Raw genomic sequence first — 13,276 nt, forward strand, 5'->3', positions numbered from 1 at the left:
AAAAATATGATTATTGCACCATCAATTTTAAATGCAGATAATTTAAATCTTGGAAGAGATATTAAAAAAGCTACACAAGCTGGAATTACAAGATTCCACATTGATATTATGGATGGACACTTTGTTCCTAATTTGTCATATGGTCCACAGCTTGTACAAGATTTTAAGCGTGAATTTCCTTTAGTTGAAGCTGAAATTCATTTAATGAGTGATAATTTAGAAACAATGATTCCTGCTTTTACACAAGCTGGAGCTGACTTGCTAGAATTTCATTTTGAGGCAAGTAAAAAAGTAGAGTATTGGTTAGATTATTTGGCAAGTAACGGTGTAAAAACTGGGCTTGTTTTAAACCCAGAAACAGATGTAAATGTTTTAAAACCTTACTTAAAGGAGTTAAAACAAGTATTACTAATGAGCGTACATCCTGGCTTTGGAGGGCAAAAATATATTCCAGAAACTGCTGATAAAATTGCCCAACTTAAACAATTAATGAAGGATGCTAATGTAAATATTCCAATTGAAGTTGACGGCGGAATTAACGATAAAACTGCGCCATTAGCTGAAAAAGCTGGGGCAAACGTCTTGGTTTGCGGCTCTTACATTTTTAAAAATGGAGATATTGCTGGGCAAATTAGAAAATTAGAAGGAATTTTAAATGAAGGGCATTAGTTTATTGGGAGGACCTCTTGAGCTAATACCTGAGGGCTTTTTTGAAGAACAAAAAAATAACAATCAACTTTTGTTAGGTGTTGATCGTGGAAGTTTATTTCTAGTTGAAAAAGGTCTTATTCCAGATTTGGCAATTGGCGACTTTGATTCTTTAAAAAAAGAAGAACTTGTAAAAATTGAAAAAGTAGTCAAAGACATCCGCTATTCTAATCCTGTAAAAGATTTAACTGATTCAGAATTAATGATAAAAAGTGCTTTTGAAAATTATCATCTGACTAGTCTAGAAGTTTATGGAGCTACAGGTGGAAGATTAGATCATTTCTTGGTAAATTTATTTACTTTTTTAAAGCCCGAATTCCAAGTATATGCTCCTAAAGTGACCTTAATCGATCGGCAAAATATAATTAAATTCTTTTTACCTGGTAAGCACTATATTAAGCCTGTAGAAGGTTATAAATATTTGGGGATAGTTAATTTAACAGATGTTGAAAATCTTTCAATACAAGGCGCTAAATATCCTTTAAAAGACTATAATTCTACTTATCCGATATCGTTTGCATCTAATGAGTTTGTTGCTGGCAAAACAGTAGAAATTTATTTTGAAAAAGGAACGGTTGCCGTGATTTATAGTAAAGATCTTGACCGTTTTGCAAATATATAGTCATAAAACAAAAAAGACCAAGGAATTCCTTGGTCTTTTTCGCATAATTAAGCTTAATTATCAAAATTATTAAACGCGAGTAACTTTACCAGACTTCAAAGCCTTAGTTGATACCCAAACGCGCTTTGGCTTACCGTCAACAAGAATGCGCACTTTTTGAAGGTTTGGCTTCCAAGCTCTACGGGTAGAGTTCAAAGCTTTAGAACGCTTGTTGCCGAAAGTAGTCTTTTTGCCAGTAACAAAATCTTTTGCCATTTGCTAAACCTCCTTTACTTGTTATAAGTAACACTTTAATAATATAGCAAAGCTGGGCTATAATTGCAATAGGAAATCAATTTTTTCTATTTTTATAATCTGTACTAATTTGATTATTGTATTTACTATGATAAAATACATTCGTATTACCCAATTTGAGAACGGAGGAAAATAATATGGCAGTTAAAATTAAGACCAAGCATGGCCTAATTGATGTTACTAATGGTGTAATTGCAACCGTTGTTGGCTCTGCTGCAACTGCTAATTATGGTGTCGTCGGAATGGCTTCTAAAAATGCTATTCGTGATGGAGTTAATGAAATTTTGAATCGTGCCAACTATAAGCGTGGCGTCGTTGTCAAATCGGTTGATAATCGAATTACTGTCGATGTCTATATAATTGTCGGTTATGGCCTCAAAATTTCAGAGGTAAGCCGTAATGTACAAGACAGTGTTAAATATAATTTGGAACAACAACTTGGCATTCAAACCAAATCTGTAAACGTGATTGTCCAAGGCGTCAAGGTTCTTGATGAATAAACGCTTACCGGAGGAGTTAAATTGGTATTAACTGTAATCGAAAGTAAACAATTTAGAGATATGGTGAGAGTTGCTACTCACCGTATGGGTAAAAATAAAGAATACGTCAACAACTTAAATGTTTTCCCAGTCCCTGATGGCGATACTGGTACTAACATGAATTTGACAATGGAGAGTGGTGCTCGCGCTGTTAGTGAATGTCAAAGTACAAGTGTTGGTGAATTAGTTGAAGCTTTAGCTAAAGGAATGTTGATGGGAGCCCGTGGAAATAGTGGAGTTATTACTTCTCAATTATTCCGTGGTATGTACAAAGCTACTGTTGGCAAAGAAGCCTTAAATGCTCAAGAATTAGCTGATGCTTTTTCTAATGGTGTTGCTACAGCTTATAAGGCAGTTATGAAACCTGTTGAAGGAACTATTTTAACTGTTGCTCGTGTTGCTGCTGAGGATGGTAAGAATGCAGCTAATGATAGTGATGATGTTGAAGTAGTTATGAAGGCGATTGTTGAAGGAGCCAAACGCGCTTTAAAGACTACCCCAGATTTATTACCTGTTTTAAAAGAAGTAGGAGTTGTAGATTCTGGTGGACAAGGGTTGCTCTTTATTTACGAAGGCTTTTTAGAAGGTTTACTTGGGGAAAACTTCTCTGATGTATACACTCCAGATATTGATGAAATGGATCAAATGATGAGTGCAACTCATGAACAATCACAAAGTAAACTTTCTACTAAGGACATTAAAAATGGCTATTGTACTGAAATAATGGTTGATTTAACTAAAGATGTTCCAGGAAAGAAGCCATTTAATTTAGAAGAATTTAGAAAGCACCTCTCAACTTTAGGTGATTCACTTTTAGCTGTTTCTGATGATACAATCGCTAAAGTCCATGTTCATACTGAACATCCAGGCGAGGTATTTACTTATGGACAACAATTTGGTGAGCTGGGCAAAATTAAGATTGATAATATGAGAATTCAACATGAAACGATTGTTGATGAAGCTGCAAAAGAAGAGGAAAAAGTTGATTTTGCTGTAATTGCAGTTTGTTCAGGTAACGGAGTGCGTCAATTATTTGAAAGTGGTGGTGTAAACCGAATTATCTCCGGTGGACAGACTATGAACCCTTCTACTCAAGACATTATTGATACAATTAAGAAGTCTGGAGCAAGCAAGGCAATTATTTTGCCAAATAATGGAAATATTATTATGGCAGCTAAACAAGCAGCAGAAGTGTGCGATATTCCTGTGGGTATTGTTCAAACCAAGACTATCTCTCAAGGATTAACAGCTATGTTGGCCTTCAACCCTGATGCTAGTGTTGAAGAAAATGTCGAAGCAATGAATGAAGAAGCAAGTATGGTTGTTTCTGGTGAAGTAACACGCGCTATTCGTGATACTAATATTAATAATGTTGAAATCCATAAAGATGACTTCATGGGGATTATTGATGGTAATATCGAAATTGATAAGCCAGATTTAATTGAAGCAACTTGCGCAATGATTGAAAAGATGCTCGATGAAGATAGTGAAATCGTAACAATTATTTACGGACGTGATAGTAATAAAAAGCAAGCTGAGCAAGTTCAAGCTAAACTTGAAGAAGACCACGATGATTTGGAATTTGAAATTCATGATGGTGGTCAACCAGTTTACTCATTCTTAGTTTCAGTAGAATAGAAAGATGTTAAATAACTTATTTGAACCAGTCACTAAACTAAAAGGGGTCGGGCCAAAAACGGCCGCAGCGTTAGAAAGTTTGTCAATTTATAGTGTTTATGACTTACTTTTCTATTTTCCATATCGTTATGACGATTTAGAGATGATTCCACTAGATCAATTAAATGATGGTCAAAAGGTACTTTTGAAAGGAATAGTCGCCACTGAGCCCTTTGTTAGCCGATTTGGTTACAAAAAAAGTCGTTTAAGCTTTAAACTCAGAATTGACCATGATATTATCATGGTCAATTTTTTTAACCAACCTTGGTTAAAAAATCAGTTAGAAGTTGGAAAAGAAGTGGCAGTTTATGGTAAATATAATCTCGCCAAGCAAAGCTTATCTGGCTTTAAATTTGTAGCTGCAAAGAATGAAGAATCAAGTCTTAGTCCCGTTTATCCGGTTAATCGGCACATTAAGCAAAAGAAATTAGTTGAATTAATTAAATTAGCATTGGCTCAAAAGAATGAATTAATGGATATTGTTCCGGAAAATATTCGGCAGAAGTATCGCTTAATGAATGATCAAGAACTAGTTGAAAAAATGCATGAGCCAAAGAGTCCTAATGAGGCAAAATTAGCCAAAAGAAGTGCTATTTTTAGAGAATTTTTTATTTTTCAAATTCAATTAGCTCTTTTAACAATGAGACCACAGGGGCGATTAGGAACAGCGAAAAAATATGATTTAAATGAAATAAAGAAATTGACCGCTACACTGCCTTTTGAGTTGAGTGATGACCAAAAGAAGGTTGTTAATGAAATTTTTGCTGATTTACATCGGGAAAAACAAATGCGAAGACTCTTGCAGGGGGATGTTGGTAGTGGAAAAACTGTAGTAGCTGTTTTCGCTATTTATGCAGCAATAACAGCTGGTTATCAAGCAGCGTTAATGGTGCCAACTGAAATTTTAGCAAACCAGCATTTTGGAAAAATTGCCGAATTATTGCGGCCATTTGGAGTGAGGATAGCTTTGTTAACCTCAAGCACAAAAGCGATGGAAAAACGTGAAATTTATCGTGAGTTAGCGGATGGAACTTTAAACGTCGTAATTGGAACTCACGCTTTAATTCAGCCAAGTTTAAAATTTAAAAATCTTGGTTTGGTTATTATTGACGAACAACATCGCTTTGGTGTTAACCAGCGTCAAAAATTAATGATTAAAGGTGAAAATCCTGACTTATTGGCAATGACGGCGACACCAATTCCACGAACACTCGCTTTAACAGCTTATGGAGAAATGGATGTATCTGAAATTCGCCACTTACCAGCTGGAAGAAAACCAATTGTTTCAGAATGGGTTACTAGTACACATCTTGACCAAGTGTTAGCGAAAATAAAAGAACAATTGAGTCAAGGATTTCAAATTTATGTAGTGACGCCCTTAATTGAAGAATCTGAAAATATTGATTTAAAAAATGCCAAAGAGCTTTGTTTAAAGTTACAGTCTTACTTCAATCATGAAAAAGTTGTTTTACTTCATGGTCAAATGAGTGGTGAAGATAAAGACCAAATTATGACAGATTTTTCAGAAGGAAATATAGATATCTTAGTGGCAACCAGTGTTATTGAGGTCGGAGTAGATGTCCCTAATGCAAATATGATGGTGATTTTTGATGCAGATCGTTTTGGCTTAAGTCAATTGCATCAGTTACGTGGTCGAATTGGACGTGGGCGGACTGAAAGTTTTTGTTATTTTGTAGCTGATCCAAAAACAGACATCGGAAAGAAAAGAATGGAAATAATTTCGTCGACAAGTAATGGATTTAAGCTATCAGAAGAAGATTTAAAGCTACGTGGACAGGGCGATTTATTTGGAAAAGCGCAATCCGGAATTCCTGAATTTAGGTTAGGAGATTTAGTAAATGACTATAATACAATGGTTGTTGCCCAAAATGTGGCAAGGCAACTTGTAAAGGCTGATCCAGATTTAATGGAAAATTCAGCTTTAAAAGAAGTAGTAGATTATAGCCAAAAGGTTAAAGAAATAGATTAGGTGATATTATGAGAAGAATTGCAATTGATGCGATGGGTGGAGAACATGCACCTGAGGCAATTATTGAAGCTGTTTTACAAGCAAAGTCTCAACTACCAAATACCCAATTCCTTTTATTTGGTGATGAAGATAAAATCAAAAAGTTGTTGTCAGATAATTCAAATGATAAGCAAATTGAAGTTATTGCGACAAGTGAAGTTATTCAAGATGAAGATGAACCGGTTAGAGCTATTAGGCGAAAAAAAGATTCATCTCTAGTTGTAGCAGCAAGATATGTTAAAGAAGGTAAAGCTGATGGATTAGTGTCATTGGGTAATACTGGTGCTTTACTAGCTGCTGGAATTTTTATTGTTGGTCGTATTAAAGGCGTGGAACGACCTGGTTTGATGCCAACTTTGCCGGTTAAAAATTCTGATCTAGGATTTAATATGATTGATGTTGGTGCAAATGCTCAAGCTAAACCAGAATATATTCTTAAGTGGGCTGAAATGGCAAACTTTTATGCTGAGAAGGTGCGTGGCATTAAGAACCCTAAGATTGCGCTTTTAAACAATGGTGCAGAATATGATAAGGGTGATGATATTCATAAAGAAGCTTATCAATTGCTTAAGGAAAGTGATTTGAACTTTATTGGTAATATCGAAGGCAATGAATTATTAGACGGAAAAGCAGATATTGTTGCAACTGATGGATTTACAGGTAATGCTGTTCTTAAAAATATCGAAGGAACTTCAAGTGTAATTATTCACCTTATTAAAGATGCCTTGGTAAGTGGAAGTTTAATGACTAAGCTTGGCGCTTTGCTAATAAAAGGCGCTTTAAAAGGTGTAGCTAAAAAATTTGATACTGCTAAGTATGGTGGGGCCGTTTTATTGGGATTAAATGCTCCAGTAGTAAAGACTCACGGTAGAAGCGATAAAAGAGCAATTTATTACACCTTGTTACAGATTGATAAAATGATTGAGGAAGACTTAATTAAGCTTTTTGTAGAAGACTTCTCAAAGCAAGATTAATAGACTTTTATTTAAGCTTGGCTTAAACTGTTTATAAAAATATGTTGGAGGTATCTTATGAACGAAACTGAAATTTTTAACAAAGTTGCTGAATTACTAGCAGAACATTTTGATATTGAAGCAGATAAAGTGACAAATGAATTAAACTTTAAAAAGGACTTAGATGGAGATTCAATTAACTTCTTAGAATTTGTTATGGATCTTGAAGACGCTTTTGGTGCAGAAATTTCTGATGAAGATGCTGCAAAGTTAGAAACAGTTGGACAAGCTGTTGACTATATTAAGAGTCATCAATAAGAAAATAACTAGAGAACCTTGCAAGATTTTAAGATTTTGTTTATAATTAGAAAACAAATTAAGAAAACTAATCGGCTTTTAATTTTTTAGTCGAGCTAGATGGAGGGATGACCTTTGGAGAAGCAAAGCGATCTGCTATTAGACGTACAACACTTGCATACTGCCTATCGTTTGCAAGGTAAGTTCTATGATGCAGCTGATGATGTTAGCTTTACTTTAAAGCGTAATGAGATTTTAGCCGTAGTAGGTGAATCTGGTTGCGGTAAAAGTACTATTGCTTCAAGCATTATTGGTTTGTACGACCATAAGAATACTAAGGTTACTGGAGATATTTTATATAACGAACTTAACTTAGTAGGTTTAAATGAATCACTTTTCAATAAGATTCGTGGTAATAATATTGGTATGATTTTCCAGGATCCGTTGGCAAGTTTAAACCCTTTAATGCGTGTTGGTGACCAAGTTGCAGAAACTTTGTACTATCATACTGATATGGATGAAAGTGCAAGAAAAAAGCGCGTTATTGAATTGTTTAACCAAGTTGGGATGCCACGTCCTGAAGAAATGTATCGGATGTATCCACATGAATTATCAGGTGGTTTGCGTCAACGTGTAGTTATTGCTATGGCTATCGCATGTAAACCTGAAGTAATTATTGCTGATGAACCTACTACAGCATTAGATGTAACTATTCAAGCTCAAATCTTAGACTTACTTGAAGATATCCAAAAAGAATCTCAATCAGGTATTATTTTGATTACGCACGATTTAGGGGTAGTTGCTGAAACTGCTGATGAAGTAGCAGTTATGTATGCTGGCCAAATTGTAGAAAAAGCAGACGTAAAAACTATTTTTGAAAATCCAAAGCATCCATATACAAGATCATTACTTCACTCTATGCCGCAAAGTGATGACCAAGACGAAGATTTGCATGTTATTCAAGGCACTGTGCCTTCACTTAAGAACATGCCAAGAACTGGTGACCGTTTTGCTTCAAGAATTCCTTGGATTCCAGAAAGTGAACATGAAGAAAATCCAGTATTACATGAAGTGGAACCTGGCCATTGGGTTAGATGTACTTGTTGGAAGAATTTCCACTTCCAAGATGACCAAGAAGCAAGAGGGGAATAAGATATGGGAAAAGAAATTATTCAAATCAAAGATCTTAAAGTCCATTATCCAATTCGTTCTGGCTTTTGGAACAGAATTACAGACTATGTAAAAGCGGTCGATGGAGTTAACTTTTCAATTAATGAAGGCGAAACTTACGGATTAATTGGCGAATCAGGATCTGGTAAGTCAACTACTGGTAAGTCAATTGTCGGAGTTGAAAAAGTTACAAGTGGTGAAATTTTATATAAAGGCGTTGATGTTACTAAGCCAGCCAACCGTAAAAAGCTTAATTATAACAAAGATGTCCAAATGATTTTCCAAGATTCAATGTCTAGTTTGAATCCAAGAAAACGAATTGAAGATATTATTGCTGAACCAATTAGAAACTTTGAAAATTTAACTACTGACGAAGAAAGAAAAAGAGTTCAAGAACTTCTTGATATCGTTGGTATGCCAAGTGATGCTATTTATAAGTATCCTCATGAATTTTCAGGTGGTCAAAGACAAAGAATTGGTGTTGCACGTGCTGTAGCAACCAATCCTAAGCTTATTGTTGCCGATGAACCAACTAGTGCACTTGATTTATCAGTTCAAGCACAAGTTTTAAACTTCATGAAGAATATTCAACAACAATATAACATTGCTTACTTGTTTATTTCTCATGACCTAGGTGTGGTTAAGCACATGTCAGAGAATTTGGCAATTATGCACCGTGGTCGGTTGGTAGAATTAGGTTCTCGTGAAGAAATTTATAAGAACCCAATGCATATTTATACTCGTCGTTTATTATCAGCAATTCCGCAAGTTGATGTTGAACATCGTGCAGAAAATAAAAAACACCGTCAGGCTGTTGAAAAGGAATTCCAAGAAGATCAAGCTAGATGGTATGACAAAGATGGTAGAGTATTTCCATTGCGTGAAGTGAGTCGAAATCACTTTGTAGCTTTACCAGAAGAAGAAATTCATAAGATTGAAAGGGAGGGTGAATAAGATGTGGAAGACAATTTTACGTAGATTTCTTATCATGATTCCCCAAATTTTCTTACTTAGTGTGTTGGTCTTCTTCTTAGCAAAGATGATGCCTGGGGATCCATTTACAGGTGCCATTAACCCTAATACAGACCCTAAAGAAATTGCTCGTTTGAAGCAACAACTTGGTCTTAATGATGCTCCATGGGTTCAATATACTCGATGGGTTGGGAACTTATTCCATGGTGATTTAGGAACAAGTTACATCCAACACGTTCCAGTTGCATCACTTATTTGGGATCGGGCAATTAATACTTTTTGGCTATCCTTGTTTACTGTAATTTTAACTTATTTGATTGCTATTCCTTTAGGGATTAGTGCAGGACGTAACCAAGATAAGTGGCAAGACCAAAGTATTCAAATCTTTAACTACTTTACTTTTGCAATACCGGGCTTTGTGTTCTACTTGCTTGGATTGTATCTATTTGGTTTCGTTTTAAATTGGTTCCCAATTAGTGGATCAGTTGGATCAGATGCAAATGGTGCTTTCGGAGTCTTTTTGAGTCGAATTTATCACTTGATTCTACCAGGTACTTTAGTTGCCTTGATCAGTACTACAAGTATTGTTCAATACCTTAGAACGGGTATTGTTGACAATAAAGTTGAAGATTATGTAAGAACAGCTCGTTCAAAGGGTGTCCCTGAAAAAGTTGTTTTCAACAAGCATATTTTACGGAACTCACTTTTGCCGATTGCTGCATTCTTTGGTAATACAATTACTAGTTTGCTTAGTGGATCAATTATTTTGGAAACAGTGTTCTCATATCCTGGTATGGGTAAGTTGTTCCTTGATTCAATTAGTCAACGTGATTACACGACATTGACAGCTCTAATTTTGCTCTATGGTATCTTGACCCTAGTTGGGAATTTGCTTTCTGACATTATTATGAGTATTGTTGATCCAAGAATTAGAATTCAATAGGAGGGAGTAGAAATATGGCTAAAGATAAATCAACAAAGAAAGAAAAAACTGCAGCTAAAGTTTCTTTACCTCCTTCAGGATTTAAAGTTGTTTGGCGTGAAATAAAGAAAGATAAAGTGGCAATGGGTGCTTTGATTATTATCATTGCAGTCTTGTTATTTACTTTCGTAGGATCACTATTTTTAAATAAATCACAAGTTACAGAAGTTAATATTGCTGATGCATATTATAGCTGGGGTGAAGCAGGTCACATCTTTGGTACTGATGATGGTGGGAGAGATATCCTGCAATTATTGATGATGGGTGGCCGTAATTCAATTATGATAGGGCTATCTGTTACCCTTATTATTGAAGTGGTTGGATTAGTTATTGGTTTAATTTCAGGTTATTTTGGTGGTACTATTGATAATATCATTATGAGAATAGTTGACTTTATCCAAATTTTGCCACAGATGCCAATCTTGATTGTTTTTGCAGCAACTATTCCAAACTATAATGCTGTTACATTGGTTTTAATGATTTCATTATTTGGTTGGACTTCATCAACTAGATACTATAGATCATTTGTTTTATCTCAAAGAGATCGTGAATACGTTCTTGCTTCAAAAACATCGGGTTCTTCGAATTTACAAATCATGTTCCGTGAAGTATTGCCAAATATCAGTTCAATGATTATTATTGATGTTATTTTAATGGTTGCCGGTAATATTGGGATTGAAACAGGACTTTCATTCATTGGTTACGGATTACCAACTACCACTCCTTCTTTAGGTACATTAATTGGGTATGCAAATGATCCAGTTAATGTAACAACTAGACCTTGGTTATGGGTGCCAGCTACAATTTTGCTTTTAATTATTTCTTTGAGCATTAACTATGTTGGTCGTGCTTTACAAAGAGCCGGGGATGCTCGTCAGCGTGAAAATTAAGTTAATTTTATTAAAAAGGAATCGTAAGATTCCTTTTTATTTTGTAATAAAAAATCATAATTGCGAATTTAACTTTAATTTTTATCTTGCTTTTCATAAAATAAGTTGCGATTTTTAAGGCTTAATGCAAATTAATAGTAAAAAAATATAATTTTTGTTAGAATTTTAGTAAGTGGTTACATTGCTGATATTAAAGAATGTAATAGGTGAATATTTGCTTTATAAATTAAACATTAAAAATAAAATGAGATAAAAATGTTGCAATATTAAAATAACCATGCTAATATTAAAAACATCAAATCGGATATGAACCGACAAACAAATGGAGGGAATGTCATATGAGCAAAGTAAAGGTGTTAAGCTCAATCGGATTACTTACAGGGGTTGCTCTTACTTTAACCGCATGTGGTAGTAATTCAAATTCAAGTTCTAATTCTGCAAATTCAGTTTCTAAGTTTAAAAACGAAGTTCCAACTAAAACAGCTAAGAGTGGTGGTACTTTAAATTACGCAATCGAAACTGATTCCCCATTTACAGGAATTTTTAGTAATGAATTATCTACTAGTGCAATTGATAGTGAAGTAATGCAATATGGTGGAGAGAGTTTATTTGCAACTGATGATGAATATCGCTATACAAATGATGGTGCTGCAAGTATAAAAATTGATCAAAATGCTAAAACAGCTACAATTAAATTAAAAAATAATGTTAAATGGTCTGATGGCCAACCAGTTGTTGCAAAGGATATTGAATTTGCATATGAGATGCTTGCAAATAAGGATGCACAATCTCAAAATTATACTTCAAGCTTAGAAGATATTGTTGGGATGAAGGATTATCATGAAGGCAAAGCATCAACTATTTCAGGTATTGAAATGCCTGATGGTGAAAATGGTAAGACAGTAGTTATTCATTTTAATGAAATGAAACCTGGTATGACTCAATCCGGCAATGGCTATATTTGGGAAAACGCTGAACCTTATCACTATTTGAAAGATGTAAGTTTCAAGAAGTTGACTTCATCGGATAAAATTAGAAAGAAGCCATTATTCTTCGGTCCTTACAAATTAGCTAAAATTGTTCGTGGACAATCAGTTACTTGGGTTCCTAACAAGTATTACTGGCGTGGTACTCCAAAATTAAGTCAAATTACAGCTTCAGTTGTTTCACCAAATTCTGTTTCTCAATCTATTAAATCAAATAAGTTTGATGTAACTCAAGTAATTAATTCTCAATGGCAAAATATTAATTCAACTAAAAATGTTAACTTCATTGCTAAAGTTCCACTTCAATATACTTATCTTGGATTTAAAGTTGGTAAATACAATTCAACTCTTGGCAAGAATGTAATAGATAAAAACGCTAAGTTGAACAATAAGGCTTTGCGTCAAGCAATTGCTTATGGCATGAACGTTAACCAAGTTTATAAGCGTTATTCATCTGGATTAACTTTTAGAATTCCAACTTTGATTCCAAAACAATTTGGAGATTATTTTGATAAAGACGCTAAGGGCTATTCATTCAACCTTAAAAAGGGTGAAGAATTACTTGATAAGGCTGGATACAAAAAGCATGGTACTTATCGAGTTCAACCAAATGGTAAACCTTTAACTATTCGCTTAGCAGCAATGAGTGGTTCTTCTATTCAAGATGCAGTTATTCAAAATTACATTCAGCAATGGAAGAAGATGGGCTTACATGTTGTTTTAACTGGTGGACGCTTAATTGAATTTAATTCATTCTACGATAAGTTAAAAAATGATGCTCCTAATGTTGATATGTTTATCGGAGCTTGGAGTTTATCAAGTGAACCTTCACCAAATGATTTATACAGTGAAACAGCCCAATTTAACTACAGCAGATTTGTAACTAAGAAAAATAATGAATTGCTTAGTGAAATGGACTCACAAAAAGCCTTCAATCATAAATATCGTGTGAAGAAATTCCATGAGTGGCAACAATATATGAATGATCAAGCTTATGTAGTACCACTTACTAATTCATATTCAATTATGGCGATTAATGATAAATTAACTGGTTATAGCTTACAGCCATCTAAGAGTAATGGTAATGGCTTCCCTAACTGGTACTATGTTGCATATAAAAAATAAATTTAATATTTAAAAAAGGACCATCTCGGTCC

General features: G+C 34.5%; 13 protein-coding genes. 12 read left to right on the forward strand and 1 reads right to left on the reverse strand.

What is annotated here, in order from left to right:
- Positions 1-6: 6 nt before the first annotated feature.
- Together rpe and FC45_RS00325 are read left to right on the forward strand one after the other, a co-directional pair.
- Complete coding sequence (gene rpe, locus FC45_RS00320; protein ID WP_006584912.1) at positions 7-669, forward strand: ribulose-phosphate 3-epimerase; 663 nt, start codon at positions 7-9, stop codon at positions 667-669.
- A complete protein-coding gene (locus tag FC45_RS00325) occupies positions 656-1,330 on the forward strand; it encodes a thiamine diphosphokinase (RefSeq protein WP_006584911.1) in 675 nt (224 codons plus the stop codon). Before rpe ends, FC45_RS00325 begins: the two co-directional genes overlap by 14 nt.
- Positions 1,331-1,399: 69 nt before the next feature.
- Here FC45_RS00325 and rpmB read toward each other — a convergent pair whose 3' ends face one another.
- Entirely contained in the window at positions 1,400-1,585 is a 186-nt protein-coding gene (gene rpmB / locus FC45_RS00330) for a 50S ribosomal protein L28 (protein WP_006584910.1), read from the reverse strand.
- 176 nt (positions 1,586-1,761) lie between these two features.
- On the opposite strand from rpmB, the gene FC45_RS00335 reads away from it, so the two are divergent.
- From FC45_RS00335 to FC45_RS00380, 10 genes are all read left to right on the forward strand, one after another.
- Positions 1,762-2,124: an Asp23/Gls24 family envelope stress response protein gene (locus FC45_RS00335; RefSeq protein WP_006584909.1), complete on the forward strand. Its 363-nt coding sequence runs from the start codon at positions 1,762-1,764 to the stop codon at positions 2,122-2,124.
- A 21-nt stretch (positions 2,125-2,145) separates the two neighbouring features.
- Positions 2,146-3,801, forward strand: coding sequence for a DAK2 domain-containing protein (locus tag FC45_RS00340; RefSeq protein WP_006584908.1), 1,656 nt, complete (start codon positions 2,146-2,148; stop codon positions 3,799-3,801).
- 4 nt (positions 3,802-3,805) lie between these two features.
- Positions 3,806-5,830, forward strand: a complete 2,025-nt coding sequence (gene recG, locus FC45_RS00345; protein ID WP_006584907.1) for an ATP-dependent DNA helicase RecG — start codon at positions 3,806-3,808, stop codon at positions 5,828-5,830.
- 8 nt (positions 5,831-5,838) lie between these two features.
- A complete protein-coding gene (gene plsX / locus FC45_RS00350; RefSeq protein WP_006584906.1) occupies positions 5,839-6,843 on the forward strand; it encodes a phosphate acyltransferase PlsX in 1,005 nt (334 codons plus the stop codon).
- Between the two features lie 57 nt (positions 6,844-6,900).
- A complete protein-coding gene (acpP, locus tag FC45_RS00355) occupies positions 6,901-7,140 on the forward strand; it encodes an acyl carrier protein (RefSeq protein WP_006584905.1) in 240 nt (79 codons plus the stop codon).
- Positions 7,141-7,254: 114 nt separating this feature from the next.
- Positions 7,255-8,271, forward strand: a complete 1,017-nt coding sequence (locus tag FC45_RS00360) for an ABC transporter ATP-binding protein (RefSeq protein WP_006584904.1) — start codon at positions 7,255-7,257, stop codon at positions 8,269-8,271.
- A gap of 3 nt (positions 8,272-8,274) precedes the next feature.
- The gene (locus tag FC45_RS00365) at positions 8,275-9,243 is read left to right on the forward strand and encodes an ABC transporter ATP-binding protein (protein ID WP_006584903.1); all 969 of its coding nucleotides are present in this window, start codon (positions 8,275-8,277) and stop codon (positions 9,241-9,243) included.
- 1 nt (position 9,244) lies between these two features.
- Positions 9,245-10,204 (forward strand): oligopeptide ABC transporter permease, encoded by a 960-nt coding sequence (opp4B, locus tag FC45_RS00370; protein ID WP_006584902.1) that lies wholly within the window; start codon positions 9,245-9,247, stop codon positions 10,202-10,204.
- A 14-nt stretch (positions 10,205-10,218) separates the two neighbouring features.
- The gene (locus FC45_RS00375; RefSeq protein WP_006584901.1) at positions 10,219-11,133 is read left to right on the forward strand and encodes an ABC transporter permease; all 915 of its coding nucleotides are present in this window, start codon (positions 10,219-10,221) and stop codon (positions 11,131-11,133) included.
- A gap of 338 nt (positions 11,134-11,471) precedes the next feature.
- Entirely contained in the window at positions 11,472-13,244 is a 1,773-nt protein-coding gene (locus FC45_RS00380) for an oligopeptide ABC transporter substrate-binding protein (RefSeq protein WP_057706278.1), read from the forward strand.
- The last annotated feature ends 32 nt before the right edge of the window (positions 13,245-13,276 follow it).

It is taken from the genome of Lactobacillus jensenii DSM 20557, from assembly GCF_001436455.1.
Lineage (GTDB): Bacteria > Bacillota > Bacilli > Lactobacillales > Lactobacillaceae > Lactobacillus > Lactobacillus jensenii.